Source organism: Streptomyces sp. NPDC088261, from assembly GCF_044740805.1.
Classification (GTDB): Bacteria; Actinomycetota; Actinomycetes; order Streptomycetales; family Streptomycetaceae; genus Streptomyces.
Window position 1 is genome coordinate 212,838 of record NZ_JBIURL010000008.1, and the last position, 26,665, is coordinate 239,502.

Below are 26,665 nucleotides of genomic sequence, written 5' to 3' on the forward strand. Positions count from 1 at the left end.
GAGAGGGCTTCGGGCATGACCGATTTCATCCGTACCGGGAGGCTGTTCCGGGTGGTGGGGTTCAACCCGTCCCACCGGTACCTCTTCCTGCAAAGTGAAGCGACGCTGATCGACAAGACCTCGACCCATGTCGAGGTGTGCATCGGCCATGTGACGCTGATGCTTCTCCAGCCCTACTACCGCAACGGCCTGCACATCCGGCGCGCCGATCCGGACACGTTCGCGGTGCTGGCGGAGCGGCACGGGCTGGAGCCCGACGACGCGGAGTACACCTGGCTGCTGGACCCTGACGGAGACAGCTTTGTCGTCGGTGGCGTTCCGGGCTGGCGCGAGGCGGAGTACGCGCTGATGGACGGCCGGGAGTCACTGTTCGACGGGCCCTGGCCGCCGGACTTCCCGGCGGATTCGGGGAACGTCCTCTGACGCCTCGGCGCCGGGAACGTACAACGTGAGGGCGGCACCCGTATCGCGGGTGCCGCCCTCACCCCGTCACGCGGGGGTGATGAGGCGCTGGAGGCCCGGCGCGTAGAGGTCCGCCAGCCGCTCGTCGGTGGTCCGCCCCGCCGCGCCCGTACGGTACAGACTGAGCGTCACCCCGAGGCCGAGGACCTGCGCGGCGATCAGTTCGGCGCGGAGGCCGGCCTCGGCGCCGGGCAGCAGCGCGGCCAGCCGCCGGGTGAACTGGGCGTCGAACCGCTCCTTCAACAGCGTCCGTTCGTCGTCCTTGCCCAGCGAGAACACCACCCGCAGCAAGGGGTCGGACTGCTGCTCGCGGCGGCTGCTCAGCAGGGCCAGTACCAGGTGACGGCCGAGGGAGGCGGGCGGTGCGGCCAGCAGGGCGTCGGCCGCCGGGCCGAAGTCGGCGACCGTGTTGAACAGCCGCTCCTTCGTGCCGAAGTGCTTGACGATCAGGGACGGGCTCACCCCCGCGTCGGCGGCGATCGCCCGCAGGGTCACCTCGGCGTACGGGCGGAAGGCGAACGCGCGCCGGGCGGCGCGCACGATCGCCTGGCGGCCCGTTCCCGTATCGGCGCCCCCACGCGTACCACCACCCTCCCCCGTGCCGCCCCCGGCGGTGGTGCCCCCGGTGATGTGGTCGGTCTGCCCGTTCATGCGCCCTCCCGGCGGCCAGGACGGACGCCCGCCGTCGTCGCTCGCGCCCTGTCCCGCCCGACGCTACCGGTGGCCGCGGGCCGCTGACGCGGCAGACACAGGGTGACGGCCAGCGCGAGCAGCGCCGCGCCCGCCGCGATGAGGAAGACGAGCAGATACGCGTGGAGGGTGGGGGCGGTCCGCCCGGCCGCCTGGAAGGTGACGTTGGCCAGCACCGCGGCGACCACCGCGCTACAGAACGCCTGCCCGACCGACCGCATCAGGGTGTTGAGTCCGTTCGCCGCGCCCGTCTCCGTCACCGGCACGGCTCGCATCACCAGAGCGGGCAGCGCCGAGTAGGCGATGGCCGTCCCCGCCGAGACGACGGTCGCGCCGAGGATGATCGTCCAGAGCTGGTGGCTGGTGAAGAACCGCACCACATAGCCGGCGGCCAGGATCGCGGCGGCGAGCGCGAGAGCGGTCTTGGGCCCGTACCTCGCGGAGATCCGCGCCGACACCGGGGACAGGGCGACCATCGAGAGCCCGCCGGGCAGCAGGCACAGTCCGCTGACGACGATCGACGCGCCGAGACCGTACCCGGTGCTCTTCGGCTCCTGCACCATCTGCGCGGTGGACAGGGAGTTGGCGTAGAAGGCGAAGCCGATCAGGAGGGCGGCGATGTTCGTCAGCAGGACGGCGGGCTTCGAGGACACCCGCAGGTCGACCATGGGGCTGGTGGTACGGAGTTCGTACGCGCCCCAGACCAGTCCGATGAGGATGGCGAGGACCAGCAGGCCCAGCGTGCGGACGGACGTCCAGCCCCACGAGCCGCCCTGGGTGACCGCGAGCAGCAGGCTCACCAGGGCGGCGGACAGCCCCAGCGCGCCGGGCGCGTCGAAGCGCCCGCGCGAGCGCACCGGCGATTCCGGTACGACGAGCAGGACGAGCACCAGGTCCAGCAGCCCCAGCCCGGCCGACGCCCAGAACATGGTGTGCCAGTCGTAGTGCTCCACCACCAGCGCGGCGACCGGCAGACCGATGGCCGCGCCGATGCCGAGCGTCGAACTCATCAGCCCGATCGAGGGCAGGACCCGGACGGGCGGCAGCTCGTCGCGCATGATGCTGATGCCGAGCGGGACGACCGCGAGCGCCGCGCCCTGGAGGGCGCGGCCCGCGATGAGCACGGCGATCTGGGAGCTGATCGCGCACAGGACGGATCCGGCGACCAGCACCCCGAGGGAGGCGAGGAGCACCCGCCGCTTGCCGTACATGTCGCCGACGCGCCCGAGCACGGGGGTGCAGACGGCCCCGGTGAGCAGGGTGACGGTGACCAGCCAGCTGGCGGCCGTCGGGGTGGCGCCGGTGAGCTGGGGGATGTGCGGCAGCAGGGGCACGACCAGGGTCTGCATGACGGCGACGACGACCCCGCAGAAGGCGAGCACCGCCACCAGGAAGCGGGCGTGCGGTGCGGGGGCGGGTGCGGGTATCGCTGCTGACATGTCTCTCCGTACGGGCGGTGCGGCGGCCGGGGCGCCCGGTCACCCCGGGGGTGCACAGGCGTTCACCCCCTCAGAGTAAACACCTGTGCACCCTCACCGGCACCCCGGGGTGCACGGATGTTCACCACACCGCTCCCCCGGCCGCCGGGACGGCTCGCACCGCCCGGCACACTGGTACCGGCGGTTCCGGGTCCGGTTCGCGCCCGACAACCGCCGTGGGAGACGCGATGGCGCTACAGATCAGCGCGACCAATCCGGAGCAGCCCGCCGTGCTCCTCGACCTGCCCTGGAACGCCCCGCTCGACGAGTGGCCCCCGGAGTGCCTCGTCGCGCTCCCGCGCGGCATCTCGCGCCACGTCGTGCGCTTCGCGTCGGCGGGCCCCGACGTGGTGGCGGTCAAGGAGATCACCGAGCGGGCGGCGGTACGGGAGTTCGGGCTGCTGCGGGACCTGCACCGGCTCGGTATCCCGGCCGTGGACCCGCTGGCGGTGGTGACCGGGCGGGTGGACGCGGACGGCGAGCCGCTGGAGTCGGCGCTGATCACCCGCCACCTCAAGGGATCGCTGCCGTACCGCTCGATGTTCGAGTCGACGATGCGCCCGTCCACCGTGAAGCGGCTCATGGACGCGCTGGCCGTGCTGCTCGTACGGCTGCACCTGGCCGGTTTCGCGTGGGGCGACTGCTCGCTGTCCAACGCGCTGTTCCGGCGGGACGCGGGCGCGTACGCCGCGTACCTGGTGGACGCCGAGACCGGCCAGCTCCAGCAGAACCTCAGCCGGGGCCAGCGGGAGTACGACATCGAGCTGGCCCGGATGAACATCGCCGGGGAGCTGATGGACCTGGAGGCGTCGGGGGCACTGCATCCGTCCGTCGACCCGATCCCGTTCGGCGCGGCGATCGTCCAGCGGTACGAGGACCTCTGGCACGAGCTGACCCGCGAGTCCGTCTACCCGGTGGGCAAGCGGCACTACATCGACCGGCGCATACGGCGGCTCAACGACCTGGGCTTCGACGTGGCCGAGATGCAGATCGAGCGCTCACCCGTCGGGGACACGGTGACGTTCCTGCCGAAGGTCGTGGACGCCGGCCACCACCAGCGCCAACTGCTGCGGCTGACCGGCCTGGACGCGGAGGAGAACCAGGCGCGGCGGCTGCTCAACGACCTGGAGAGCTGGATGGCCGGGGAGGAGGACTACGTACCGGGGGATCCGCTCGGGGCGCGCCCCGAGGTGCTCGCGCACCGCTGGGTCCGCGACGTGTTCCGGCCGACCGTGCGGGCGGTTCCCCTGGAGCTGCGCGGGGAGATGGACGCGGCGCAGATCTACCACGAGGTGCTGGAGCACCGCTGGTACCTGTCGGAGAAGGCGGGACGCGACGTGGGACTGGAGGCGACCATCGAGGACTATGTCGCGCACGTCCTGCCCCACGTGGTGAACGCACTGACCGTCCAGGCGGCGGACGAGTCGGCGGGCCTGTCGCCCTGACCGGGCGCGGAGAGGTCCTGTCAGGGCCGAGGTGAACGGCCGGAGGCCGGGGCCGGTGCACGGTTCTCGATCCATTGGACCAGTCTGCTGAGATAACCCGGTGCGAGGTGTGCGCCTTCGCCCGTCCGAACGCGATGGTCGGCGCCGGGGAACACCTCCACGGTCAGCGTCGCGTGAGGATCGCGGTCGGGGTGGCAAGCCGTGGTGGTGAACAGGCCGGCGCTGTCGGCGACGGGCACCAGTTCGTCCGCGCCGCCGAAGATCGCCAGGTGCGGGCAGCGGAGTCGCGCGGCGTCCCGCACCGGGTCGTGGTCCTGCTTGCGTGCGAGGAACTCCCAGAGCCGTTCGTCCATCCCGGCCCAGTAGGAGGCCAGTCCGGACGGGCTCCCGGCGGAGTCGACGAGTTCTGTCGCCTCGGTGAAGCCGGCGCCGCGGCGGCCCGCTTCTGTGAGCCGGTCGTAGAGGGCCAGGATGCCTTCGGTGTCCCGCTGTGCGGCCCGGGCCCGCAGGGAGTTGGCCAGTGCGTGGCGCTCCTGGGCCGCCGGAGTCGTCCCCGGACAGCTGTTGGTGACCACCCAGGGCACGTCGTCCCGTGCGGCAGCGGCGCGCAGGGCGACCCAGCCGCCCTCACTGTGGCCGAACAGTCCCACGGCGTCGGCCCGCACCCCGGGCCGAGCACGGAGGAAGTCCAGCGCGGCGGCCGCATCGGCCGCCAGATCGTCCAGGGTCGACGCGCGCCAGTCCCCGGACGACTCACCGACCCCGCGCTTGTCGTAGGACAGCACGGCGAATCCGGCGTTCAGCAGGTGCCGGCGGATCGGCGGGAAGTACGTGTCGTTGTCCCGGTCGGACGATCCCGACCCACCGATCAGAACCACGCCCGGAGACGCCCCGCCACTTCCCCGGGGAACTCCCAGCGAACCGGCCAGCGTGACCGCCCGACCGGAGAACCTGACCTCGCGCAGAACCCCATCGGTCGACATGCGGCCAGTATTCACCAGCCGGCCGCCGGCACCCCGAGCGAGGACCGGAAACGGGTACTCACCGCACCCCCGCACCGCTCACTGCAACGCCCGCACCGCCGCCGTGAAGACCGACGGCAGGCGGGCCGCCGCCGGGACGATCAGGCGGGCGCCCGCCGGGCGCCCGGCGACCCGTACCAGACCCTCCGTCAGCAGCCGGTGCCGGCGGGAGAGCCGGCGCCACTCGCGCTCGTACCGCTCGGGGTGGCCCGCCCGCAGGCACCGTACGGCCGCCTCCGCCGAGGCGAGGGCGAGCGCGACCCCCTCGCCGGTGAGCGCGTCGACGTACCCCGCCGCGTCCCCGACGAGCAGCACCCGCCCCGCCGTGCGCCGGCGCACCCGCTGCCGCAGGGGGCCCGCCCCGCGTACGGAGGTCGCGGGCGGTCCGTCGAGCCGGGCGAGCAGATCGGGGAAGCCGGCCACGTGCTCCTCGTAGCCGCGCCGTTGGCTGCTGAGGACGGCGACCCCCACCACGTCCTCGGCGACCGGGGTCACGTACGCCTCCCCCGCCGCCGACCAGTGCACCTCCACGAAGTCCGTCCAGGGCCTCACGTGGTAGTGGCGCCGCAGGCCGTACCGCCGGGGCCTGCGGTCGGGCAGGTCCAGGCCGAGTCCGCGCCGTACCGGCGAGTGCAGCCCGTCCGCCGCCACCAGCCAGCGGGCCCGCAGCCCGGCCGCCGTGACGGAGTCCGCGCTCTGCCCGATCTCGCCGGCGCGGTCCGTCACGATCTTGACGCCGGCCTCCTCGGCGCGCCGGGTGAGGGCGGCGTGCAGGTCCGTACGGCGGACCCCGAGCCCCGTACCGTCGCCGAACGGCGCCTCGGCGTGGTGGGGGCCGCGGACATAGCGGATCCCGCGCAGCGGGTGACCGGGCGGGAGTTCGAGACCGAGGGCGCGCAACGCCCGTACGCCGCTGGGCATCACGCCCTCGCCGCAGGCCTTGTCGACCGGGGAGGGGCGCGGTTCCAGCACCACCGTCTCCATCCCGGCGAGGGTGGCGTGCACGGCGGTCGCCAGCCCCGCGGGTCCGCCCCCGACGACGAGGAGGTCGATCACGTCGGGACGCCGACGGCGGCCGTGTCGAGCGCGCGGTTCTCGCACCGTATGCGGACGGTCAGCAGCCAGGCGTTGAGCACGGTGAACACGAGCGCCGTCGTCCAGGCGGTGTGCACGAGGGGCAGGGCGATCCCTTCGGCCACCACCGCCACGTAGTTGGGGTGGCGGAACCACCGGTACGGTCCGCCCGTCACCAGCGGCAGCCCGGGGACGACCACCACCTTGGTGTTCCAGCGCGGGCCCAGCGTGCGGATGCACCACCAGCGCAGCCCTTGCGCGGCCACCGCGACGGCCAGCGCCGACCAGCCGAGGACGGCGTCGAACGGCCGGTCGGCCAGCCACACTTCGGCGAGGCAGCCGAGCAGCAGACCGGTGTGCAGGACCACCATCGGCGGATAGTGCCCCTGCCCCCGCTCGACGCCGCCGCGCTCCAGGCTCCAGCGCAAGTTCCTTTTGGCGACGACCAGTTCGGCCAGGCGCTCGGCGCCGACCGCCAGGATCAGCGCGGTGTACCAGATCATCTCGTCGGTCCCTCCCCTTCCCTCTACCAGCGCAGCAGGACCATCTCGGAGCAGAATCCGGGTCCCATGGCGATCACGAGTCCCGCGCCGCCGGCCGGCGGCGGGCGCTCGGCCAGCGTGTCACGCAGGACGTGCAGCACGGAGGACGACGACAGGTTCCCCGCCGCCGCCAGCGAACGCCACGTCAGATCCAGCGCGCCGTCCGGCAGTTCGAGGATGTCCTCCATCGCCTCCAGCACCTTCGGCCCGCCCGGGTGGCACACCCAGGCGGTGATGTCGTCGCGGGTGAGGCCGTGGTCGGCGAGGAAGGAGTCCACCTCCGGGGCCAGGTTCTTCCGTACAAGGTCGGGGACGCCCGCGTCCAGCACGATCCGGAAGCCGGAGCCGGTGATGTCCCAGCCCATGACCTCCTGGGTGTCCGGGTACATGTGGCTGCGGGTGTCGACGACGACCGGCCCCGCGCCCCGGCGCCTGGCGCCGGTGGCGACCAGCGCCGAGGCGCCGTCCCCGAAGAGCGCGGAGGCGACCAGGTTGGCGCCCGACATGTCGTCACGCTGCAAGGTCAGCGAGCACAGCTCGACCGAGAGCAGGACCGCCACGTCGTCGGGGCGCCCCCGCAGGTAGTCGTCGAGCCGCGAGATGCCCGCCGCCCCGGCGACACACCCGAGACCGAAGATGGGGACCCTCCTGACGTCGGGCCGCATCCCGAGCAGTCCCACCAGCCGGGCGTCCACGGAGGGCGCCGCGATGCCCGTGACCGAGGTGAACATCAGCAGGTCGACGTCGCGGGGGGACAGGCCCGCCTCGTCCAGCGCGGCGCCGACGACCTCGGCGCCCAGCGGCACGGCCGTGGCGATGAAGGCGTCGTTGCTGGCCCCGAAGTCCTTGAGATCTCCGTACGTCTCCAGAGGCAGTGCCGTGTGACGCGTCTCCACCCGTGCGCCGCGGTGCACCCGGTCCAGGACCCGGCGGTCGGCTCCCACCGGCAGACACGTCCTCGCGACCATGTCGGTGAGCTCTTGTTGGCTGTGCTGATGCGGAGCCAGGGCTCCATGGACGGCTGCGATGCGAGTCATCTGCGGTCCGAGGCTGGGGGATGTGGGACGTGCCATTCCTGCCCCCGCTCCGCGACGCCACACCCGAAGTCGCCTGTACGGCCCCGCGAAAGCGCCTGGGCGGCCGCCTGCGGGGCCGGGACACCCGTCACCCGTACAGCCCTCCGGTGACGCACCCCCAACCCGCCTGCGGGCGGCCTACGATGAGCAGGTGGACGCCATGGAGCGAGCAGAGGCACAGGTCGGGGCCGCGGCCGGGGCGGGTGCTCGCGGGCCGGTCGGCGAGGCGCCCCGTGACGCGCCGGGCCGGTCGGCGCGCGGCGTGGTGGCCGGGCTGCTGAGGGCCTGTCATCCCGGCCCCACCGTGGCGGTCACCCTCCTCGTCACCGGGCTCGCGGTGGCCGCGGGCCAGGACGCCGCCGGCGGCGCGCTCGCCGCCACCGCCGTGCTGGCGGGGCAGTTGTCGGTCGGCTGGAGCAACGACGCGGTCGACGCGGCACGCGACACCGCGACCCGCCGCGCCGACAAGCCGGTGGCGGACGGGACGGTCGGCGCGCGGACCGTGGGGGCCGCGGCCTGCGCCGCCCTGATCCTGTGCGTCCCGCTCTCCCTGGCGTACGGGCTGCTCGCCGGGGCGGTCCACCTGGCCGGGGTCGGCGCGGCCTGGGTGTACAACCTCCGCCTCAAGCGGACCGTCCTCTCCTGGCTGCCGTACGCGATCGGGTTCGCGTCCCTGCCCGCCTTCGTGACACTCGGCCTGCCGGGCACCCCGGTCCCCGCCTGGTGGGTCGTGACCGCCTCCGCGCTGGTGGGGGTCGGCGCGCACCTCGCCAACGTCCTGCCGGACATCGACGACGACCTGGCCATGGACGTACGGGGCTGGCCGCAGCGGCTCGGGCCCGCAGCGGTACGGCTCCTCCTGCCCGCCCCGCTGGTGGCGGCCACGGTGCTGCTGGCGGCCGGCCGGCCGGGACCGGTCGGGATCGCCGCCGTCGCCGGGGCGCTGGTGGCCGCGACGGGCGGGTCGGTGCTGGGGCGCCGGTGGCCCAAAGTCCCGTTCCGGGCGGCGATCCTGGTCGCCGGGATCGATGTGGCGCTGCTGCTGTGGCAGGGCGCGGGCCCGTCCTGACCAGCCTGGCTGACACCACGTCAGATTCTGTTACGCGCCGGAGGACTGAACCGCCCGGCCGGGGGCACCCGGGTGCCACGGCACAACCACGGCGTTCCGCCGCGGCGGCCTTCGGAACACCGGGAGAACACAGATGCTCGGCTTCATAGCTGCGGCGCTCTTCGCGATCGCCTTCATCATCAACGGCACCGAGACCTCGGTGGATCACGCCATCTTCACCCCGACGAGCCTGATGCTCCTCGGCCTGACGCTGCTCGCCCTGCATGTCGCGGGTCTCGGTACGGGCTGGTCGCCGAGCCGCCGTCGCCGCTGACCCGGCCGGCACCGGCCCGCTCGCGGTGGGTCGGGTTCCGCGCCCCCGGACCCCGCCCCCGTACCCCCGCGAGAATCCGAGAAGATTCCACCTGGTTTTCTGTTGTCCGGCACCGCGCCGCGCCGTCTCCTGAGTGACGGACGAGAACAAGGTGGAGCGTCGTGTACCGAAGTGACCGCAATGGACCCGATCGTGCCACGGTGCTCGCCGCCCGTGGAGGTGATCCGCGGGCGCTGGACGCCCTGGTGGCGGCCGGCATGCCGCTGATCTACAACATCGTGGGGCGGGCGCTCGACGGCCACAGCGACGTGGACGACGTCGTCCAGGAGACGCTGGTCAGAATCGTGCGGGGGCTGCCGGGCCTGCGCGACCCCGACGCGTTCCGCTCCTGGGCGGTGGCGATCGCGGTACGGCAGGTGCGCGACCGTGAGCAGCACCGCGCGGCGGCCCTGGACCGTACCGCGTCCCTGGAGGCGGCCGACCAGGTCGCCGACCCGTCCTCGGACTTCGCCTCCGTCACCATCCTGCGCCTGGGCCTCACCGACCAGCGGCGCGAGGTCGCGGAGGCGACGCGCTGGCTGGACGAGGACGACCGCACCCTGCTGTCCCTGTGGTGGCTGGAGACGACCGGCGAGGTCAGCCGTACCGAACTGGCCGAGGCTCTCGGGCTGTCGGGACGCCACGCGGCGGTACGGGTGCAGCGGCTCCGCGAGCAGATAGAGGTGTGCCGGGGCATCGTGCGCGCGCTGGCCGCCGACGCGGGCAAGGAGCGGTGCCCCGGGCTGGACTCCCTGACCGACCGCTGGTCCGGGGAGCCGGGGCCGCTGTGGCGCAAGCGGTTCGCCCGGCATCTGCGCGCGTGCGCGGTCTGCGGCGCGGCGGACGACCAACGGGTGCCGGTGGAGCGGCTGTTGGGCGGGCTTCCCCTGCTGCCGCTGCCCGCCGAGGCGGTCTCCTGGAGCGCGTCCGCCTCCGCCGGCCTGGACCCGGACGCGGCCTCGCCCCACGACATCACGGTCGTCGGGAGCGAGGGCGGGGGGACCGGCGCCGGCGGTACGGGCGGGCGCGCCGGGCGCCGCCGGGCCGCCCGCAGGACCGTCCAGCGCAGGCGCGGTCTGACCGCGGGCCTCGCGGCGGGGGCGGTGGCCGCGGCGGCCCTGCTCGTCGTCGCGTTCCTGCCCGGTGAGTCACCGGCCAAGGACACCTCCGTGACCACCGCGGACGCGCCCGCCGCCGCCCCCGCCGCGTCGCCCTCGGCGTCACCGCGGCGGTCGGCCTCCGCCTCTCCCTCGGCGTCCCGCTCCCCCAAGGCCAAGCCCAAGGCGAAGCCGAAGCCGACCGCGTCCGCGAAGCCCACCCGGCGTGCGGCGGCCCCGCCGCCCCGGACCGCCCCGGTCGCGTCGGCCCGCAAGGGAGTGGGGGTGTGGAACTGGAACGGGGGCGCGACCGAGGCGCTGAGCGACTCGGGGGCCGGGTGGTACTACACCTGGGGCACCGACCACTCCTTCGTCGGCTCCGGGTCCGCCGAGTACGTCCCGATGATCTGGGGCAAGGACTCCGTCGACGCGGCGAATCTGGCGCGGGCGCGCGCGGCGGGACCGTACCTCCTCGGCTTCAACGAGCCGGACATGGGCGCCCAGTCGAACATGACGGTCGATCAGGCGCTCGCCCTGTGGCCCAAGTTGCAGGACAACGGCAAGATCCTGGGCAGCCCCGCGGTCGCCTTCGGCGGCGACACCGCCGGGGGATGGCTGGACCGTTTCATGAGTGGCGCGAAGTCCCGGGGCTACCGCGTCGACTTCATCACGCTGCACTGGTACGGGGGTGACTTCCGTACGGAGGCGGCCGTCGGCCAGCTGCGCTCGTACATCGAGGCGGTCCACGCGCGCTACGGGAAGCCCATCTGGCTGACGGAGTTCGCGCTCACCGACTTCTCGCAGGCGACGCCGCGCTTCCCCACCGAGGACGAGCAGGCGGCGTTCCTCGCCTCGGCGGCGAAGATGCTGGCGGGGCTGCCGTACGTCCAGCGCTGGGCGTGGTTCGGCCTGCCCGCGTCCGACACCGGTCCCAGCACCGGCCTGTACCGCAGCGGGCCGGCCATCACCCCTGCGGGGCGGGCGTTTCGCGACGCCCGGTGACGGCCGGCCCGCTGCTCGGGCGGTGACCTCGCGGGAACACCCCCGCGAGGTCACCACATCCGGGTCGGAGCCCCGTCGTCAGACCGCCGGGTCGAGCCGGTCGCGCAGGAAGTCGAGGGTGCGCGTCCAGGCCAGTTCGGCGGCCTCGGCGTGGTACACCCCGGGGCGGCCGTCGTTGAAGAAGGCGTGGCCCGCCCCGGCGTAGACGTGGAAGGTCGGGACGATGCCGGAGCCTTCCACGATCGCCGCCTCCACCTCTGCGAGCGAGGACGGCGGGACGCTCTCGTCCAACTCCCCGTAGTGGCCCAGGATCTCCGCCCTGAGGTGCGAGAAGTCCGGGACGCCGTCGCGGTTGAGGCCGTAGAAGGGGACGGCGGCGGAGACCCGTTGGTCCGCGGCGGCGAGGCTGAGGACAAATCCGCCGCCCATGCAGAAGCCGACGGACCCGACCGTGTCGCCCCGCGTCTCCTCCAGGGAGAGCAGGTGGCCGACCGCGCCTTCGAGCAGCTCGACGCCCTTGGCGGTGGGCAGTTCGTTCATCAGGCGCAGCGCCTCGGCGGAGTCGTGGGCCACCGTCCGCCCGTAGAGGTCGGGGGCCAGCGCGACGAAGCCCTCGCGCGCGAGGCGGTCGGCGATGTCCTTGATGTGGTCGGTCAGGCCCCACCACTCCTGGATGACGATGACCCCGGGGCCGTGTCCGGCGGGCGGCAGGGCGAGATAGCCGTAGGCCGTGCCGCCGGCGCTGGGGAACTCGACGTTGTGCGGGGTGGGATCTGTGGGCATGGAAGGCTCCAGACGCAGGGGATGACGGTGCTCACGAAGGCCGGTCGCCCGCCTCCGTCAGGAAAGTATGGATGTCGTTCAGTTCGCCTTCGCCGATGGCATGGCCGAGGGCCGGGTAGACCCGTTCCGCCAGGTCGGCGCCGGACTTCTCGCGCAGCCACTCCCCCGTACGGGTCACCAGGTCCGCCGGGATCACGGTGTCGGCGTCGTCGCGCCCCCACAGGACCCGTACACCGGCCAGCCGGCCGGGCTCGGTGGGCAGTCCGGCGTCCCAGGGCAGGGTGCCGGAGAGCAGCACGGCGGAGGAGAAACGTTCCGGCCGGGCGAGCAGGAGCCCTCCCGCCATCGCCATGCCCCCGGAGAAGCCGAGCAGGCTCACCGAGGTGTGCCGGGCGGCCACCGTGTCGAGCCAGTCGAGGACCTGTCCGGCGGAGTCGGCGATCGACTCGGCGACGGGCCGTCCGATCCCCCGGCTGGTGAACCACGTGTGGCCGCCGCCCTCCGCGATCGGGCCGCGGACGAAGGCGACGGTGAGGTCTCCGGGGAGGTACGGGGCGATCCCGGAGAAGGCCCGCTCGTCGGAGCCCCGGCCGTGCAGCGCCACGAGCAGGGGCGTGCCGTCCCGGTCAGCCTCCGCACGCGACCAGCGGACGACCAGGGGGGACTGTTCTGCGTACGGCATGGCGGCGGCTCTTCTCCTCCGTGTACGGGGCGGCGTGGGCGCGCACGGACGTGCGCGGTCTCCGGCCGGACCCACGGGGCGGTCCCGCACCCTTCCGCACCCTACGCCTCGTCATTGAAGCTTCAAGCAGTGCCCTCCGTCGCGCGGATCACCCGTTCGGCGGGCACGCCCCGGCAGCCCCGGACGTTGGACGGGACAGGTGTAGACGACACACGAGGAGAGATGGCGCCATGGCTCTGTGGGACCGCTTCAAGGAATCCGCCGCGACGATGCAGACGCAGCTCACGGCGAAGAAGAACGACCTCAAGAGCGGCGCGTTCCGCGATGCCAGCATGGCGATGTGCGCCCTGGTCGCCGCGGCGGACGGCTCGGTGGACCCGTCCGAGCGCCAGCGGGTCGCGTCGCTGATCGCGAGCAACGAGGTGCTCCAGAACTTCCCGGCGGAGGACCTCCAGCGCCGCTTCGACGCCGCCCTGGACAAGCTCGCGGCGGACTTCGCGTTCGGCAAGGTCGGCATTCTCCAGGAGATCGGCAAGGCGAAGAAGAAGCCGGCCGAGGCGCGTGCGGTCATCCAGATCGGCATCGTCATCGGCGGCGCGGACGGGGACTTCGACAAGGACGAGCAGGCGGTCGTCCGTGAGGCGTGCTTCGCGCTGGACCTGGCGCCGCACGAGTTCGACCTCTGAGCCGGCCGGCACCGGCCTCCGCGGGGCACCGGCCTCCGCGGGGCGGCGGGCGACGCCCCGCGAGGCGGCCGGCGCGCGGCGGTCCTCTACCCCTGGGCCGTGGGCCTGATGACGATCTCGCTGACGTCGACGTCGGCGGGGCGGCCGACGGCATAAGTGATCGCGTCGCCGACGGCCGAGGCGGGGATCGCGATCTCCATCATCCCCTCGACCGCGCCCCGTACCGCGGTGTCGGTGATGCCACCGGTCAGGTCGCTGGTGACCAGGCCGGGCGTGATCACCGTGACGCGTACGTCACGGCTCTCCTGCCGCAGCCCCTCCGAGACCGCGCGGACCGCGAACTTGGTGGCGCTGTAGACGGCCGCGGTGGGGTCGACACGGTGACCGGAGACCGAGGCGACGTTCACGATGTGACCGGAGCCCTGCTCCCGCATGAGGGGCAGGACGGCGGCGATGCCGTACAGCACCCCGCGCAGATTGACGTCGATCATCCGGTCCCACTCGTCGACCTTCAGGGCCTCCAGCATCGACAGCGGCATGATCCCCGCGTTGTTGACAAGGACGTCGACCCGTCCGTACCGGTCCCGTGCCGCCCGTACGAAAGCTCCCATGCTGCCGCGGTCGGTCACGTCCAGGGCGTGGTGTCCCGCGACTCCCCCGGCGGCCTCGATGTCCTGGGCGACGGTGGCGACGAGCCCGGTCCGGCGGGCGCCGAGGAACACCCGGTGACCCGCCGCGGCCAGCCGCCGGGCGGTGGCCTCGCCGATTCCACCGCTCGCTCCGGTGATCAGGACGACCTTGCTGGTGGGGGTGGTGGACACGACAGTCATGGGAACCCGTTCGGTGAAGGTGGGGCGGGGCGGAGGGAGAAGCGCGGCGGTGGACCGCCGGCCCTCACCAGCCTGCGCCGGACCGGGCGGGAGAGGCAGGGCGGGACTTCCTGGGTGTGCCACACCCTGGCTGGACGCCGGGACCGGACGGCGGGACCGGGTGCCGGGACCGGGCCGGGGAGCCGGACAGCGGGACCCGGGCGGCGGGACCCGCCGACGTAGAATTCGTGGATGAGCGGCTATGAACTGGGCGAGTTCCTGCGGGCCCGACGAGCCCTGCTGACCCCGGAGGACGTGGGCATGGCCCGTTCCGGGTCCCGCCGCGTCGCCGGGCTGCGCCGCGAGGAGGTCGCCGTCCTGGCGGGCGTCAGCGCCGACTACTACGCCCGCCTGGAGCAGGGCCGGGAGAGAAGCCCGTCCGGTCCCGTGATCGACGCCCTCGCGCGGGCCCTGCGCCTGGACGGCGACGCGCGCTGGCACGCGTACCGGCTCGCGGGGCTCGTACCGCAACCGGAGGCGCCCGGCAGCCCCGACGAGGTCGACCCCGCGCTGCTGGGGCTCATGGACCACTTCCCCACCGCCGTCGCGTACGTCGTCGACCGCCGCCTGGACGTCCTCGCCTCGAACGCGCTCGCCGACGCACTGCTCTCCCCGCTCGCGGACCCCCGCCGCATGGTGCGCTCCCTGTTCCACGACCCCGCCGCCCGGGAGCTGTTCGCCGAGTGGGACACCGTGGCCCGGGACACCGTCGAGGCGCTGCGGCTGGGCGCGGGACACCGGAGGAACGACCCGGGGACCGCCCGGATGGTCGGGGAACTCCTCGCCGGGAGCGAGGAGTTCGCGGCGCTCTGGCGCGATCACCGCGTCGGCGCCCTCGGCCGCAAGTCCAAGGTGTTCAACCATCCGGACGTCGGCAGGATCGAGCTGACGTACCAGACGTTCGACGTCCAGGGCGCGCCCGGACAGTACCTCCTGGTCGGCACCGCCGAGCCGGGCAGCGCGGACGCCGGCTCCCTCGCCCTGCTCGGCTCCCTGCACGCCGCCGGCCGGGCGCGCGGACCGGGACCGCGTCACACCTGACGCGACCGGCACCACACACACGTACAGGCCGGGCCCGGGCCCGCGCCCCCTCTCAGGACTCCAGCAGCCGCGCCGCCAGCTCCTCGATCCGGGCCTGCCAGGCCGCCAACGCCCCGGCGGTGTCGAAGTCCTCCGGGCCCGTCTGGGTGAGCACGAGGCGGGCGCCGTGACCCGTCCCCTCGGTCAGCTCCCAGTCGACCGTCCCGTCCACCTGCCAGGTGTACGTGAGCGACCTCGGCGCCCGTACCTCGGTGACCGGCCCCGCCGGGACCTTCTCCGCCGTGAAGCCCTCCGGCACGGGCAGCCCCGCCACCGGCTCGATGCCCGCGGACAGGATCTCCCACACGGTCTCGGCGGGCCGGACCAACTGCCGCTCGAACCGCACCCGCCGGCCGCCCGGCACGGTCTCGGTGACCCCGCGCTCCAGGTCGAACCGGCGCACGTACGACTCGTGCAGCTCGCCCGTGTCACGGCCCACCGCGCCCGGCTCGCCGTCGAGCAGCCGGCCCAGCGCGGCGACGCACAACTGCCAGCCCGAGGCGAAACTCGCCGCGCCCGCGCGGTCGTCGAAGGTGTGCACGAGCGTCAGCGACGACCCGTCGCCGTCCGGGGTGACGGTCCAGCTCAGGTGTTCGCTCCCCCAGGTGTACGCGAAGACGCGGGGCGCGTCGAAGCCGGTGACCTCACCGGTCATCCGCGGCCCCTCGGCGCCGGGACCGGGGCCGGGAAAGCGGAACGTCATCGCCCCGCCGAGGCGTGGCTCCACCGAGACCTCGGCGGGGAACCACTGCCCCAGGCCCGCCGGTTCGGTGAGCGCCGCCCAGACGCGCTCCGGGGGGTGCGGGAGCCGGCGCTCCATGCGCAGGACGGACCTGCCGTCGGCGGTCGTGGTGAGGGAGTCGGGCCACGGGGTCGTGTTCATGGGGAGGTGTCCTCTGTCGCGTCGAGATGCCGTTCGAGCGCGCCGAGCGCGCCGGACCACAGGTGCCGGTACTGGTGGAGCCAGGAGTCGAGCTCCGCGAGGGGTTCGTACCGGAGTGCGTACCACCGCCGCTGGGCGTCCTGCCGGACCCGGACGAGCCCGGCCTCCCGCAGCACCCGCAGGTGCTTGGAGGTGCCCGGCTGGCTCAGCCCGAGCCGTTCGGTCAACTCGCCCACCAGGTGCGGGCGCTCCAGCAGGAGATCGAGAATCCTCCGGCGGCTCGGGTCCGCGAGAACGTCGAACGGTATGGGCATTCGGCGAACATAGCCCATCGGCTATATAACCCGTGGGCGATCGGCCGAGAATTTCGGCCATCGGGTCGGGGAATTCACCCGAACTCTGGCCAGAACAACGTGGTGACTGCACATCAGAAATGAACATAATGGCAAGTTGGGCGACCACGGATCAATGACGGGCTCTCCCGGGAATCGCCCTGCGACACACCGTACAGCGTCACTGCGAAAGACCAACGACCAGGCCTCCGGCCTCCACAGAACGGCGCGAGGAGAGCGGCCGTGCATGACGAATTCCTGTGCCATGTCACCGCATACGGGGTCTGCGGCGGCGAGCGTGTCGGCGTACCCCTCGGCACCTATCGCGCACCCACTCTGACTCTTGCACTGTGGTGGTTGCGGGACCGGGCGACCTGGATCGCCGAGCGGCTCGACCCGAGTCCCGAGAGCGATCATTTCCCCGCCTCCGCGCTCACTCCGGTCGGACCGGGCGTGCCGGACGTTCCGCATACGCTGCGGGCCTGGCGGGACGATGTGATCCATCAGAATATCGTCGGTGAACATTTGGCCGCGGGGCGGCTCATTCGAGTCGCCACGCACGACGACACCACCGAATACGAACTGCTCGCGGAATCGGTGGACGCCATGAGAATGGACCGCGCGATTCCGGTTCTCATCAACCCGGGGGCAATGCCGGGGCCCGCCCGCAGGGAGGGTGTCAGGAAAAGCGCGACGGGCCCGTGGTGGAATGCGGGCGAACCCGCCGCGGACACGGTGCGGTTGGGCGGACCGATCGGCGGAGGTGGTTGAACGGGGGCGCGGGGCCGGGCGATCGGCGGTACGGGCGGCCGCGCGGGTACGGGCGGCGGCGGGGCCGGGGCCGGCGGGATCAGCCGGCTTCCCCGTCGTCGAGCAGCGCGCGCAGCAGCTGCTCGTCCTCGTCGTTGAGCTGGGAGACGAAGCGGGCGAGGACCGCGCCGCGGTCCTCGTCCTTCGCCAGCTCGGAGTGCATCCTGCGGGCGGTCAGCCCGGGAGCGTCCTCGGTCGGGGCGTACGCGTAGCCGCGCCCCGACCGGATCCTGCCGACGGTGCCCTTCTCGTGGAGCCGTGACAGAATCGTCGTGACGGTGGTGCGGGCCAGCGGTACGCCGAGTGCCTTCCGGACCCCGCCGGGCGTGAGCGGCTCCCCGGCCGCCCACAGGGCGGCGAGCACCTCGGCCTCCAGCTCCCCGGCCGGCCGGCGTTCCGCGCTCTCGTCGCCCATGGGGACGCTCCTCCCGGTTCCTCGTCCACCCGCGACAGCGGACGGTCTACGACACTGTAGTCAATCAGCGGGCCGGACCGGGAAGAACAATCGCACAGGACCGAGGAAAGGGAAGCAGTCATGCTCGGCAGCAGCAAGGCGTTCAGCGGGTTCGCGGTGAACGACATCGAGAAGGCGAAGCGGTTCTACGACGAGACGCTCGGGCTGGAGACGAGCGAGGAGCACGGGCTCCTCACTCTGCGTCTGGCCGGGGACACCCGGGTGCTGCTCTACCCCAAGCCCCACCACACCCCGGCCACCTTCACCGTCCTGAACTTCCCGGTGGACGACATCGACGCGGCCGTCGACGCGCTGGCCGCCCGGGGTGTGGTCTTCGAGCGCTACCCGGGCATGGAGGCGGACGAGAAGGGCATCTTCCGCGGCGGCGGTCCGTACATCGCGTGGTTCACGGACCCGGCGGGCAACATCCTCTCCGTCCTCCAGGACCGCTGAACGGCCACGTACGGAGCCGGCCGGGAACACACACCCGGCCGGCCCGGGGACCCGGCGTCAGCCCCGGGGCCCCGGCGTCGCGGCCGCCGCCCGCAGGGGCGCGCCCGCGTCGTGCAGGCTCTTGAGCGCCTGCCGGTACGAGTTGATCAGCCCGGTCTCCAGGTAGCCGATGTTGTGCTCCTGGCAGAAGCGGGCGACGATCGGCTGCGCCTTGCGCAGGTGCGGGCTCGGCATGCTCGGGAACAGGTGGTGCTCGATCTGGTAGTTCAGCCCGCCGAGCACGAGGTCGGTGAACCAGCCGCCGCGCACGTTGCGCGAGGTGAGGACCTGGCGCCGCAGGAAGTCGGGGCGGTCCGCGCCGGTCAGCGTGGGCATGCCCTTGTGGTTGGGCGCGAAGATGGAGCCCAGGTAGAGGCCGAACAGGCACTGGTGCACGACGAGGAACAGCACGGCCTTGCCCGGGGGCAGCACGACGAACAGCGCGCCCAGGTAGAGGGCGAAGTGCGCGAAGAGCAGGAAGCCCTCCTTCCTGCGCTGCTTGAGCGTGCGGTCGGCGAGCGCCCGTACCCCCGCGACATGCAGGTTGAAGCCTTCGAGCGTCAGGAGCGGGAAGAACAGATACGCCTGGAGGCGGCCGATGAACTTGGGCAGGCCGGTCGCCTCGCGCGCCTGTGCCTGGGACCACACGAAGATGTCCGGGTTGACGTCCGGGTCCAGCTCTTCGTGGTTCGGGTTGGCGTGGTGCCGGGAGTGCTTGTCCTGCCACCAGCCGTAGCCCATGCCGATGCCCAGGTTGCCGGCGATCCGGCCGGTGCGCTCGCTGGCCTTGCGCAGCCGGAACACCTGGCGGTGCCCGACATCGTGGGCGACGAGCGCGACCTGGCCGAAGACGACCGCGAGGAGCGCGGCCACGGCCAGCGTCCACCAGCTGTCGCCGACGACGGCGAAGACGGCCCAGGCCGCGCCGTACGACAGGGCGACGAGCGACATCCTCACCGCGTAGTACCAGGGCCTGCGACGCATCAGGCCGGCCGCCGTGATCGCCTTGGAGAGCCGGGAGAAGTCACTGCCGGCGGTGCCGCTCTCCCCCCGCTGTTGCACGACGGTGGGTTCACCAGTGGTGTGGACGGACATGCAGCCTCGCCTTTCGGGTCGTTCACGACCGCCTTGTGCCGACGTGATGACCGCAGGCAGGGTGGCTCGGTGGATGCGCGGGGACGTACGGCCGCGGATGTTCCGACGGGAGATCGCAGGGACGTGCTTCTGCTGCCGACCGGGAACAGGTGAGCAGCGGGATCACACAGCGGCTGTCTGCTGAGTGCGGTCCAAGGTTCCACTGCGGTGACGCGACGAGTACTGCTGCCCGGGTCCGGGGACAGCGGGAAGCCGGGGTCTGAGGCGTCTTGGGGCCAGTGTAACCGGCCGGCCGGCGGGCAGGCGGGGACAGACCCGATCGGGCGGTCCGGGCTCCCGGGCGGGTGCGGGGCCGCGAATAGCGGGTATTCGGCACAGGAACGACCTTTGCGGCACCACTGGACGAGCGCTGGACAGAAGGCGGATCACTCGTGTTCGAGGCTGATGACATCCGGGAATGGCGGGGCCACGACGTGGTCGACGCCGACAAGAAGAAGATCGGCACGCTCGAAGCGGTGTACGTCGACACGGCGACCGACGCCCCGTCGTTCGCGACCGTGACGATCGGCATGCCCATGAAGCGCCGGCTGGTCTTCGTGCCGCTGGCCGACGCGACGGTCGGCCCCGGCTATCTGAAGGTTCCCTGGGACAAGAAGCTGGCCAGGGAGGCGCCCTGGATCGACGCCGACGGCGAGCTGCTGGCCGAGGACGAGCCGCGGGTCTTCTCGCACTACGGGCTGCCGTACAAGACGGGTGCGAGCGGCGAGCGGCGCCTGGGCCGCCGCTGAGGCGGGTCGGTTCATGCCGGTCGGTTCATACCGGTCGGTTCACGCGGGTCGGTTCACGCGGTCCGTCCGTACGGCAATCCGCCTTTACGGCGATCCGTTCATACGGTGATCTGGGTGGCGGCCCCCGGCGAGAGCCAGGTCAGGGACGTACGGACCTCGGGTGGCGCGTGCGAGAACTCCCGCGCCACCGCGATCCGGCCCTGCCGGAAGTGCGACCAGCCCTCGTAGTGCACGGGCACGGTGGTGTGCGGGCGCAGCAGCCGGCACAGCTGTACGGCGTCCGCGGCGGTCATGGAGTGGCGTGCGGGACCGGTCGCGGGGTGCCGGGCGCCGCCCAGGTGGAGGAGGGCCGTACCGACGTCGAGGCGCCGCGCGATCTCCCGTACCCCCCGGTAGAGCACGGTGTCGCCGGAGATCCACAGCTCGCCGTGGCGCTGGCCGGTCCAGCGCAGGGAGAAGCCGGTCACCTCGCCGGACAGCGGTCCCGACAGCGGGGGGCCGTGCCGGCAGGGCGTGGCGGTGATCCGGATCGGTGGGCGGCCCGGGCCCTCCAGGGTCGTGGTGCCCCAGGGGCGCAGCCCGTGGACCGTTCTGCGCAGCCGCCGGGCGCAGGAGCGGGTGGTGACGACGACGCCGGCGGACGCGAGCACCCCGCGCCCGGTGGTGTCGAGGTTGTCGGGGTGCTGGTCGTGGCTGAGCAGCACGGCGTCGATGGGCGGCAGGTCGGCGACGCCCATCGACGGCCCGGTCGTCTTGCGCGCCGACATCCCCCGGCCGAAGGGGTACTTGTGGCCGGGGGCGTCGAACGCGGGGTCGGTCAGGAGCCGCCAGCCGTCGAACTCGATCAGCGCCGTGGGACCGCCGACGTGGGTGATGCGTACGTTCGTCATCTGGCGTCGGTCCTCTGCACCACGGGTCGGCGGGGCGGGTGAACGGGTACCGGGAGGCCGGAGCCTGTCCGGCGCCGGCTCAGCGGGCCAGGAACTCCAGCAGGTCGGCGTTGAACGCGTCGGCGAACGCGCCGTACAGACCGTGCGGGGCGCCCGGGTAGACCTTGAGCGTGGCGTCCTGGACCAGCTGGGCGGTCCGGTGGGCGGACGCGTCGATGGGGACGATCTGGTCGTCGTCGCCGTGCGCGACCAGGGTCGGGACGTCGAACTTCTTGAGGTCCTCGGTGAAGTCGGTCTCCGAGAAGGCCCGGACGCAGTCGAGCGCGCCCTTGAGCCCGACCTGCATGCTCATCAGCCAGAACGCGTCGCTGACGCCCTGCGAGACGGCCGCTCCGGCCCGGTTGAAGCCGTAGAACGGCACGCTGAGGTCCCGGTAGAACTGCGAGCGGTCGGTGCGCACACCGTCGCGGATCGCGTCGAACGCCTCGATGGGGAGTCCGCCGGGGTTGCTGTCCGTCTTGAGCATCAGCGGCGGTACGGCTCCGAGGAGGACGACCTTGGCGACGCGCGCGGTGCCGTGCCTGCCGATGTAGCGGGTGACCTCGCCGCCTCCGGTGGAGTGTCCGACCAGCACGACGTCGTGCAGGTCGAGGGTCTCGATGACCTGGGCCAGGTCGTCGGCGTAGGTGTCCATGTCGTTGCCCTGCCAGGGCTGGGCGGACCGGCCGTGCCCGCGCCGGTCGTGCGCTATCGCGCGGTAGCCGTGGTCGGCGACCAGCTTGAGCTGGCCGTCCCAGGCGTCGGCGTTGAGCGGCCAGCCGTGGCTGAAGACGACCGGCTGTCCGCTGCCCCAGTCCTTGTGGAAGATGTCCGTGCCGTCGGTGGTGGTGACGATGCCCATCGAACGCTCCTCGTGCGCTGTTCCTCGCCGGTCCGGGTGCGACCGGCGCAGGCCCCAGGGGGGCCTGACTGGATCCTCGCAGCGGTACACCCGTCCGTATCTGCTCAGCGTGCTGACTTGTCGTCCTGGTGTGCACGGTGTCGCGAGGGCCGCACGACCGGGCCCCGGGAGGCGTACTGCTTCCCGGGGCCCGGCGGTTCTGCTGGTGAAGCGGTGAAGCGGTGAAGCGGTGAAGGGTCAGGCCGGGAGGATGTGGTACGTCTGCCCGGCGGTCGTCTGGACGGAGATCACCCCGTTCGCCGTGGTGAACGGCACCGCGGCGCCGCTCGTGTTGGTCACGGTGAACGTGCCGCTCCCCCACGGGTTCTTGAGCTTGAGCGTGCCGCCGGCCTTGGCCTGGACGTCGACGTAGCCGACGCGGTCGGCCTGCTTCGCGCTCGACACGACGAACGCGCCCTTCTGGCGCAGCTGCCAGAAGCTCGCGTTCTTGCCCGCGGGCCAGACCGGGAAGAGGCTGATGATCCCCTGGTCGCTCTGGATCAGCATGCTGTTGACCGCCTCGGTCGCCCCGGACTTCTCGATGCCGTGGGACGGGTCGGCGATCCGCAGGTTGGGCGCGATGCGGGAGGTGATGACCTGCTTGAACCTGTCGATGAGCGACTGCGCCGGGTATCCGACCCGGGCCGCCTGGGCGAAGATCTTGGGGAAGCTGTTGTCCTGGCCCCAGGAGTTCATCGCGTCGACGGTGTCGACGCCGGTCCGCAGCTTCGCGGGGTCGGAGTTGATGCCGAGCTGGTCGGCGGGCTGGATGAATTCGAGGTTGATCGTGTTGTCGCCGGGGTGGATGTCACGGGTGTCGGACCCCTGCATGGTGCCGGGGCTGACCAGGGAGTAGACCGTCTTCCCGTTGTACACCGTGGTGGGCTGGGCCGGGAGGTTGTCGAGGATGGTCTGCCAGGTGGCCCGGCGGCCGGCGTCGACGTTCAGCTTCTGGCTGGCGGCGATCAGGGTGGAAAGAGTCTGCTTCAACAGTCCCAGGTCCGCGGAGGAGTTCTGGCCCCACGTGCCCTCGTGCGGTCCGCTCCACAGCGAGTAGCGCCCGGCGGAGTCGCGCTCCAGGTAGCTCTCGAAGAACGACGCGACCTGGCTCAGGAAGGGGTACGCCTTGTTCCTGAGGAAGTCGGTGTCCTGGGTGTACTCGTAGTACGCGACGAACTGCGAGGCGGAGAAGAGGGAGTTGGACACCTGCTGGTGGTACTGGTCGTCGGTGGTCGTGCCGTACGGGCCGATGCCCACGGGGAAGAGCACCCCGGCCGGCACCCCGCCGCTGGGGAAGCGCCGGCTGATGTAATCGGGCTTCACGCGGTTGAGATCCTGCTTGGCGCGGCGCTGCGCCTCGGGCACGTACGCGAGGATCGTCTCGTGGAACGGCAGTGACAGCTCCGGGCGGTTGCTGGAGTAGACGCCGTAGAACGGTCCCTGCGCGTTGTAGTTCAGGTGGTAGTCGCCGTTGAACTGCGGGTTGTCGGTGGTGGTCCAGATCCCGTAGAGGGCGGGAGCCATCTTCCCGGCCCGGCTGGCCGCTCCGATGAAGTACTGGGCGGCGTAGTAGTACTTCTCCAGGACGGCGTCGCCCAGCTCGACACCGGACTGCATCCAGTAGGTCTTCCACCAGTCGGCGCGCTGGGTGTCCAGCGTCGCGAGCGAGGCGGTGGTGTGGGTACGGACCTGGGTCACCGCGTCGTTGTGCGGGGCGGCCGGGTTCTGTCCGCCGCCGGTGACCTGGGTGACCAGCCGGACCGTGGCACCGGCCGGCAGGGTGAAGACGGTTCTGGCCGTCGCGCCCGAGACGGTCGGGGGCTGGACGGCGCTCGCGCCGAGGACCGTGGTGGCCAGCGCGCCCCGGGAGACCCACCGGCTGCCGGACGCGGTGGCGCGCTCGGCCCACATGACCTGGCCGTCCACGCCCGCGGAGTTGCTGTAGGCGGAGTTGGGGGTGGTCGCCCCGGCGTAGGTGGACGCCTGGAGCTGCACCGGCTGGGTGCCGGTCGAGGTGACCGAGGTGACCAGGACGTTGCGGTCGGCGGCGAGCCAGGTCTTCATCGACACCGGGGTGTTGCCCAGCGACATCGACGTGGTGACGGTGCCGTCCACGATGTTCTGTTCCTCGCGGAACGGCGGGGCGGGCGGGGGTGTGGTGCCGCCGCCCTGCGCGTACAGCTCGATCTGTCCGATCCTGGCCCGCGGGTTCTGTGTCGAGTCCGGTGTGGTGCTCTGGGTGGGCTCGGTGATGTTCAGCCGGACGTAGCGGGTCGACACGGCGGTGACCGTACGGTCGATCACGTCGGCGGTGTTGTTGGTGACGGTGTCGACGCTGTTCCAGGTGGTGCCGTCGGAACTGGTCTGGAAGGCCACGTTCTTGGTGTTGAAGGCGGCGTTGCCGGGGCGGGCCGCGTTGTCGTTGCGTACGACGTAGCGGGCGACGCTCTTGACGGCGCCGAGGTCGAGGGTGATCCACTGCGGCTTGCCGACCTGGGACACCCAGCCCTCGTACCCGTTGGTCCACTGGCCGTTGACGGCACGGTCGGGGGTGAAGGACCCCTCGGTGCTGCTCGCCGTGGCGCGGGCGCCGAGGGCGAGATTCCCGGTGGGCTGCGCGGCGGTGCCGGTGAGGGTCACGCCGCCGATGGGGGCGGGGCGGGGTGTGGGGTTGGCGTTCCAGAAGTCCCCCTTGGAGACGAGGAACGTCTTGACGCCCGTGCTGCCCGCCGAGGTCACACCGACGTCGGCGTTGCCCAACAGGGCGGTGTTCGGCATGGTGTTGGACACGGCGCCCGCGTAACTCTGGTCGGTCCAGACGCCCTTGATGCCGGTCAGTTTGGCCTTCAGTGTGTCCCACTGCTGTGCGGCGGTCGGCGGTCCCGCCGCCACCGCCGTACCGGGGACGACCAGCGGTGCGGCGACGGCGAGCGCCGCCACCACCGCGTACCCGCGTATCCGTCGCAGTGCGCGGATCGCCCTCCGTGTTGTTCTCTTCTGCCCCATCGCGGCTCTCCTTCGAGTCGGGGGTGCTGGGTGCTGGGCTGGACAATCGGGGGTGCTGAACTGCGGGGGATGCCCGACCGCCGGGCACGGGTTCTGACAACGATGTCATCGCGGGCCGTGCCGAGAGCCGGCCCGTCCGTCCCGGCGGGCTCCCGCTACTGGGCGGCCTTGTCCCAGCTCTCGTCGAACGAGGCGAGCTGCCCCTTGACGTCGGAACTGGTGAACAGCTTCTGGGACAGGGCGTTGAACTGCTCGACCACACCGGGCGGCAGCGCGTCGTCGTTGTTGACCTGGCCGAACGCGCTGACCTTCGCGTTGTCCTCGGTCACGAGCTTGAAGGCGTCGGTGTAGACGGGCGTCACCTTCGCGCCGAAGTCCTCGAAGGGGACGTTCTTCAGCATGGGGAAGGCGCCGTCGGTCTCGATGAGCGTCTTGAGGTTGGGCTTGGACAGCGACCACGCCTCGGCGAACCGGGTCGCGTCGGCGACGTGCGCGGACTTCGCGCTGACCGCCGTCGTACCACCGGTGTTGAACGGCACGATCGTCTTGCCCGTGCTGCTCGGCAGCAGGAACGTACCGAAGTCGGCGGCGTCCGCGGCCGGGATCTGGCCGATGAACCAGCTGCCCATCGGGTACATGGCGCTGCCGCCGTCGAGGAACTGCTTGTTGGCGTCGGCGTAACTGACGCTCAGCGCGCCCTTGTCGAAGGCCCCGGCCTCGACGAGCTGCCGGTACTTGCCGACGGCCCCGGTCATCGCGGGGTCGGTGAACTTCACCTCGCCCTTGTAGCGCTTCTGGATCCACTGCGGGTCGGCGCCGAGCACGTCGGCGCTGATGAGGCCGGCCAGCGGCAGGGCCGCCGACCAGGGCTCGCCGCCCGCCATCTCGACGGGGGTGACACCGGCCTTCTTGAGGGTCTTGACGACGTTCAGGTACGCCTCCCACGTGGTGGGGACCTCGAGGTGGTGCTCGGCGAAGATCTTCTTGTTGTAGAAGACCATGGGGATGATCTGGGAGTTGGTCGGCGGGATGTACGACTTGCCGTCGATCCGGTTGCCGTCCGGGTCCGTGAAGTGGTCGTCCAGCCACTTCTGGTCGAGCGGCTGGAGGAGCCCGGCCGCCGTGAAGTCCTTCGGGTTGACGGACGAGAGGATGTCGGGGAACTGACCCGACGCCTGCAACTGCTTGGCGTACGCGGTCCTGTCGGCGTCCGGCGACACGATCTTCTTGACGCTGACCTCGGGAACGGCCTTCTGCGCCTCCTTGATGGAGGTGTCCCAGAACGCCGCGGTGAGCGCCGGCGTCTCGAAGGTCATGAAGGTCAGACTGCCACCGCCGCCACCCCCGGACGTGCCGCTGGTGGAGCAGCCCGTGACCGCCAGACAGCTCACCAGACCGGTGGCCGCCGCCGTGAGGGCAGTTCTGCGCTTCATGTCGTCCTCCTTGATGCTTCACGTGATACGGCCGACTCCGGCCGCCGTGCGCCGCCCTGCGGACCCCGGAGGGCCCGCTCCGGTCCGATCCGAGACAACGTTATTTCGTATACTTTTCAGAAGAGTAGCCAGC

At 72.1% G+C, this 26,665-nt stretch carries 26 protein-coding genes and 1 pseudogene; 10 read left to right on the plus strand and 17 right to left on the minus strand.

Going from position 1 to position 26,665, the window contains the following annotated elements; genetic code table 11:
* Positions 1 to 15: 15 nt before the first annotated feature.
* Complete coding sequence (locus ACIODU_RS18045; RefSeq protein ID WP_356422940.1) at positions 16 to 423, plus strand: hypothetical protein; 408 nt, start codon at positions 16 to 18, stop codon at positions 421 to 423.
* Positions 424 to 489: 66 nt separating this feature from the next.
* Here the strand turns inward: ACIODU_RS18045 and ACIODU_RS18050 are convergent, their stop codons facing one another.
* Together ACIODU_RS18050 and ACIODU_RS18055 are read right to left on the minus strand one after the other, a co-directional pair.
* A complete protein-coding gene (locus ACIODU_RS18050) occupies positions 490 to 1,113 on the minus strand; it encodes a TetR family transcriptional regulator (RefSeq protein ID WP_401768535.1) in 624 nt (207 codons plus the stop codon).
* On the minus strand, positions 1,110 to 2,591 hold the full coding sequence (locus ACIODU_RS18055; protein WP_401768538.1) for an MFS transporter: 1,482 nt from the start codon (positions 2,589 to 2,591) through the stop codon (positions 1,110 to 1,112). The genes ACIODU_RS18050 and ACIODU_RS18055 overlap by 4 nt, the downstream gene beginning before the upstream one ends.
* A gap of 227 nt (positions 2,592 to 2,818) precedes the next feature.
* Between ACIODU_RS18055 and ACIODU_RS18060 the strand changes: the two genes are divergently transcribed.
* Complete coding sequence (locus tag ACIODU_RS18060) at positions 2,819 to 4,075, plus strand: DUF4032 domain-containing protein (protein WP_356422948.1); 1,257 nt, start codon at positions 2,819 to 2,821, stop codon at positions 4,073 to 4,075.
* Positions 4,076 to 4,095: 20 nt separating this feature from the next.
* Here ACIODU_RS18060 and ACIODU_RS18065 read toward each other — a convergent pair whose 3' ends face one another.
* The 4 genes from ACIODU_RS18065 to ACIODU_RS18080 all read right to left on the minus strand — a co-directional run bounded on the left by ACIODU_RS18065 (position 4,096) and on the right by ACIODU_RS18080 (position 7,750).
* A complete protein-coding gene (locus tag ACIODU_RS18065; RefSeq protein ID WP_401768542.1) occupies positions 4,096 to 5,058 on the minus strand; it encodes an alpha/beta hydrolase family protein in 963 nt (320 codons plus the stop codon).
* Positions 5,059 to 5,136: 78 nt separating this feature from the next.
* The gene (locus ACIODU_RS18070; protein WP_401768544.1) at positions 5,137 to 6,153 is read right to left on the minus strand and encodes an NAD(P)/FAD-dependent oxidoreductase; all 1,017 of its coding nucleotides are present in this window, start codon (positions 6,151 to 6,153) and stop codon (positions 5,137 to 5,139) included.
* Positions 6,150 to 6,674 carry an isoprenylcysteine carboxyl methyltransferase family protein gene (locus tag ACIODU_RS18075; protein ID WP_401768545.1) on the minus strand — a complete coding sequence of 175 codons (525 nt, stop codon included), beginning with the start codon at positions 6,672 to 6,674 and terminating at the stop codon, positions 6,150 to 6,152. Before ACIODU_RS18075 ends, ACIODU_RS18070 begins: the two co-directional genes overlap by 4 nt.
* 23 nt (positions 6,675 to 6,697) lie before the next feature.
* Positions 6,698 to 7,750 carry a type III polyketide synthase gene (locus tag ACIODU_RS18080; protein ID WP_401768548.1) on the minus strand — a complete coding sequence of 351 codons (1,053 nt, stop codon included), beginning with the start codon at positions 7,748 to 7,750 and terminating at the stop codon, positions 6,698 to 6,700.
* Positions 7,751 to 7,949: 199 nt separating this feature from the next.
* On the opposite strand from ACIODU_RS18080, the gene ACIODU_RS18085 reads away from it, so the two are divergent.
* The 3 genes from ACIODU_RS18085 (at position 7,950) to ACIODU_RS18095 (ending at position 11,309) form a co-directional block, all read left to right on the plus strand.
* Positions 7,950 to 8,858 (plus strand): UbiA family prenyltransferase, encoded by a 909-nt coding sequence (locus ACIODU_RS18085; protein ID WP_401768550.1) that lies wholly within the window; start codon positions 7,950 to 7,952, stop codon positions 8,856 to 8,858.
* A 133-nt stretch (positions 8,859 to 8,991) separates the two neighbouring features.
* Complete coding sequence (locus tag ACIODU_RS18090; protein WP_161308173.1) at positions 8,992 to 9,171, plus strand: hypothetical protein; 180 nt, start codon at positions 8,992 to 8,994, stop codon at positions 9,169 to 9,171.
* 200 nt (positions 9,172 to 9,371) lie between these two features.
* Positions 9,372 to 11,309, plus strand: coding sequence for a sigma-70 family RNA polymerase sigma factor (locus ACIODU_RS18095; protein ID WP_401768553.1), 1,938 nt, complete (start codon positions 9,372 to 9,374; stop codon positions 11,307 to 11,309).
* A 78-nt stretch (positions 11,310 to 11,387) separates the two neighbouring features.
* Here ACIODU_RS18095 and ACIODU_RS18100 read toward each other — a convergent pair whose 3' ends face one another.
* Complete coding sequence (locus ACIODU_RS18100) at positions 11,388 to 12,092, minus strand: dienelactone hydrolase family protein (protein ID WP_401768555.1); 705 nt, start codon at positions 12,090 to 12,092, stop codon at positions 11,388 to 11,390.
* Between the two features lie 31 nt (positions 12,093 to 12,123).
* Positions 12,124 to 12,774, minus strand: coding sequence for an alpha/beta hydrolase (locus ACIODU_RS18105; protein WP_401768557.1), 651 nt, complete (start codon positions 12,772 to 12,774; stop codon positions 12,124 to 12,126).
* 230 nt (positions 12,775 to 13,004) lie between these two features.
* On the opposite strand from ACIODU_RS18105, the gene ACIODU_RS18110 reads away from it, so the two are divergent.
* Complete coding sequence (locus ACIODU_RS18110; protein ID WP_401768559.1) at positions 13,005 to 13,460, plus strand: tellurite resistance TerB family protein; 456 nt, start codon at positions 13,005 to 13,007, stop codon at positions 13,458 to 13,460.
* Positions 13,461 to 13,546: 86 nt separating this feature from the next.
* Here ACIODU_RS18110 and ACIODU_RS18115 read toward each other — a convergent pair whose 3' ends face one another.
* Positions 13,547 to 14,290: an SDR family oxidoreductase gene (locus ACIODU_RS18115; RefSeq protein ID WP_401768561.1), complete on the minus strand. Its 744-nt coding sequence runs from the start codon at positions 14,288 to 14,290 to the stop codon at positions 13,547 to 13,549.
* 231 nt (positions 14,291 to 14,521) lie between these two features.
* On the opposite strand from ACIODU_RS18115, the gene ACIODU_RS18120 reads away from it, so the two are divergent.
* Positions 14,522 to 15,370, plus strand: coding sequence for a helix-turn-helix transcriptional regulator (locus tag ACIODU_RS18120; RefSeq protein WP_401768563.1), 849 nt, complete (start codon positions 14,522 to 14,524; stop codon positions 15,368 to 15,370).
* A 52-nt stretch (positions 15,371 to 15,422) separates the two neighbouring features.
* Here ACIODU_RS18120 and ACIODU_RS18125 read toward each other — a convergent pair whose 3' ends face one another.
* Both ACIODU_RS18125 and ACIODU_RS18130 read right to left on the minus strand, forming a co-directional pair.
* Positions 15,423 to 16,292 carry an SRPBCC family protein gene (locus ACIODU_RS18125; protein WP_401768566.1) on the minus strand — a complete coding sequence of 290 codons (870 nt, stop codon included), beginning with the start codon at positions 16,290 to 16,292 and terminating at the stop codon, positions 15,423 to 15,425.
* Positions 16,289 to 16,606 (minus strand): metalloregulator ArsR/SmtB family transcription factor, encoded by a 318-nt coding sequence (locus tag ACIODU_RS18130; RefSeq protein ID WP_327238077.1) that lies wholly within the window; start codon positions 16,604 to 16,606, stop codon positions 16,289 to 16,291. The genes ACIODU_RS18125 and ACIODU_RS18130 overlap by 4 nt, the downstream gene beginning before the upstream one ends.
* A gap of 261 nt (positions 16,607 to 16,867) precedes the next feature.
* Here ACIODU_RS18130 and ACIODU_RS18135 point away from each other — a divergent pair.
* A pseudogene (locus ACIODU_RS18135) lies at positions 16,868 to 17,275 on the plus strand (hypothetical protein); the annotation flags it as partial.
* A 199-nt stretch (positions 17,276 to 17,474) separates the two neighbouring features.
* Here the strand turns inward: ACIODU_RS18135 and ACIODU_RS18140 are convergent.
* Complete coding sequence (locus tag ACIODU_RS18140; protein WP_401768568.1) at positions 17,475 to 17,849, minus strand: BlaI/MecI/CopY family transcriptional regulator; 375 nt, start codon at positions 17,847 to 17,849, stop codon at positions 17,475 to 17,477.
* A gap of 120 nt (positions 17,850 to 17,969) precedes the next feature.
* Here ACIODU_RS18140 and ACIODU_RS18145 point away from each other — a divergent pair, with 120 nt between their 5' ends.
* A complete protein-coding gene (locus tag ACIODU_RS18145) occupies positions 17,970 to 18,341 on the plus strand; it encodes a VOC family protein (RefSeq protein WP_401768570.1) in 372 nt (123 codons plus the stop codon).
* Between the two features lie 57 nt (positions 18,342 to 18,398).
* On the opposite strand, the gene ACIODU_RS18150 is transcribed toward ACIODU_RS18145, so the two are convergent.
* The gene (locus ACIODU_RS18150) at positions 18,399 to 19,475 is read right to left on the minus strand and encodes a fatty acid desaturase family protein (protein WP_401768573.1); all 1,077 of its coding nucleotides are present in this window, start codon (positions 19,473 to 19,475) and stop codon (positions 18,399 to 18,401) included.
* A gap of 431 nt (positions 19,476 to 19,906) precedes the next feature.
* On the opposite strand from ACIODU_RS18150, the gene ACIODU_RS18155 reads away from it, so the two are divergent.
* Entirely contained in the window at positions 19,907 to 20,263 is a 357-nt protein-coding gene (locus ACIODU_RS18155; RefSeq protein ID WP_161310011.1) for a PRC-barrel domain-containing protein, read from the plus strand.
* Between the two features lie 98 nt (positions 20,264 to 20,361).
* Here the strand turns inward: ACIODU_RS18155 and ACIODU_RS18160 are convergent, their stop codons facing one another.
* The 4 genes from ACIODU_RS18160 to ACIODU_RS18175 form a co-directional block, all read right to left on the minus strand.
* Positions 20,362 to 21,153 (minus strand): MBL fold metallo-hydrolase, encoded by a 792-nt coding sequence (locus ACIODU_RS18160; RefSeq protein ID WP_401768576.1) that lies wholly within the window; start codon positions 21,151 to 21,153, stop codon positions 20,362 to 20,364.
* Positions 21,154 to 21,232: 79 nt separating this feature from the next.
* The gene (locus tag ACIODU_RS18165; RefSeq protein WP_356422994.1) at positions 21,233 to 22,054 is read right to left on the minus strand and encodes an alpha/beta hydrolase; all 822 of its coding nucleotides are present in this window, start codon (positions 22,052 to 22,054) and stop codon (positions 21,233 to 21,235) included.
* Positions 22,055 to 22,291: 237 nt separating this feature from the next.
* Positions 22,292 to 25,099, minus strand: coding sequence for a discoidin domain-containing protein (locus ACIODU_RS18170; RefSeq protein WP_401768578.1), 2,808 nt, complete (start codon positions 25,097 to 25,099; stop codon positions 22,292 to 22,294).
* A gap of 155 nt (positions 25,100 to 25,254) precedes the next feature.
* Positions 25,255 to 26,532 carry an extracellular solute-binding protein gene (locus tag ACIODU_RS18175; RefSeq protein ID WP_356423000.1) on the minus strand — a complete coding sequence of 426 codons (1,278 nt, stop codon included), beginning with the start codon at positions 26,530 to 26,532 and terminating at the stop codon, positions 25,255 to 25,257.
* Between the last annotated feature and the right edge of the window lie 133 nt (positions 26,533 to 26,665).

Coding starts and splice junctions, on each gene's coding strand:
- ACIODU_RS18045 (WP_356422940.1), top strand. CDS start 16: ATGACCGATTTCATCCGTACCGGGAGGCTGTTCCGGGTGGTGGGGTTC.
- ACIODU_RS18050 (WP_401768535.1), bottom strand. CDS start 1,113: ATGAACGGGCAGACCGACCACATCACCGGGGGCACCACCGCCGGGGGC.
- ACIODU_RS18055 (WP_401768538.1), bottom strand. CDS start 2,591: ATGTCAGCAGCGATACCCGCACCCGCCCCCGCACCGCACGCCCGCTTC.
- ACIODU_RS18060 (WP_356422948.1), top strand. CDS start 2,819: ATGGCGCTACAGATCAGCGCGACCAATCCGGAGCAGCCCGCCGTGCTC.
- ACIODU_RS18065 (WP_401768542.1), bottom strand. CDS start 5,058: ATGTCGACCGATGGGGTTCTGCGCGAGGTCAGGTTCTCCGGTCGGGCG.
- ACIODU_RS18075 (WP_401768545.1), bottom strand. CDS start 6,674: ATGATCTGGTACACCGCGCTGATCCTGGCGGTCGGCGCCGAGCGCCTG.
- ACIODU_RS18080 (WP_401768548.1), bottom strand. CDS start 7,750: ATGACTCGCATCGCAGCCGTCCATGGAGCCCTGGCTCCGCATCAGCAC.
- ACIODU_RS18085 (WP_401768550.1), top strand. CDS start 7,950: ATGGAGCGAGCAGAGGCACAGGTCGGGGCCGCGGCCGGGGCGGGTGCT.
- ACIODU_RS18090 (WP_161308173.1), top strand. CDS start 8,992: ATGCTCGGCTTCATAGCTGCGGCGCTCTTCGCGATCGCCTTCATCATC.
- ACIODU_RS18100 (WP_401768555.1), bottom strand. CDS start 12,092: ATGCCCACAGATCCCACCCCGCACAACGTCGAGTTCCCCAGCGCCGGC.
- ACIODU_RS18105 (WP_401768557.1), bottom strand. CDS start 12,774: ATGCCGTACGCAGAACAGTCCCCCCTGGTCGTCCGCTGGTCGCGTGCG.
- ACIODU_RS18110 (WP_401768559.1), top strand. CDS start 13,005: ATGGCTCTGTGGGACCGCTTCAAGGAATCCGCCGCGACGATGCAGACG.
- ACIODU_RS18115 (WP_401768561.1), bottom strand. CDS start 14,290: ATGACTGTCGTGTCCACCACCCCCACCAGCAAGGTCGTCCTGATCACC.
- ACIODU_RS18120 (WP_401768563.1), top strand. CDS start 14,522: ATGAGCGGCTATGAACTGGGCGAGTTCCTGCGGGCCCGACGAGCCCTG.
- ACIODU_RS18125 (WP_401768566.1), bottom strand. CDS start 16,292: ATGAACACGACCCCGTGGCCCGACTCCCTCACCACGACCGCCGACGGC.
- ACIODU_RS18130 (WP_327238077.1), bottom strand. CDS start 16,606: ATGCCCATACCGTTCGACGTTCTCGCGGACCCGAGCCGCCGGAGGATT.
- ACIODU_RS18140 (WP_401768568.1), bottom strand. CDS start 17,849: ATGGGCGACGAGAGCGCGGAACGCCGGCCGGCCGGGGAGCTGGAGGCC.
- ACIODU_RS18145 (WP_401768570.1), top strand. CDS start 17,970: ATGCTCGGCAGCAGCAAGGCGTTCAGCGGGTTCGCGGTGAACGACATC.
- ACIODU_RS18150 (WP_401768573.1), bottom strand. CDS start 19,475: ATGTCCGTCCACACCACTGGTGAACCCACCGTCGTGCAACAGCGGGGG.
- ACIODU_RS18160 (WP_401768576.1), bottom strand. CDS start 21,153: ATGACGAACGTACGCATCACCCACGTCGGCGGTCCCACGGCGCTGATC.
- ACIODU_RS18165 (WP_356422994.1), bottom strand. CDS start 22,054: ATGGGCATCGTCACCACCACCGACGGCACGGACATCTTCCACAAGGAC.
- ACIODU_RS18170 (WP_401768578.1), bottom strand. CDS start 25,099: ATGGGGCAGAAGAGAACAACACGGAGGGCGATCCGCGCACTGCGACGG.
- ACIODU_RS18175 (WP_356423000.1), bottom strand. CDS start 26,532: ATGAAGCGCAGAACTGCCCTCACGGCGGCGGCCACCGGTCTGGTGAGC.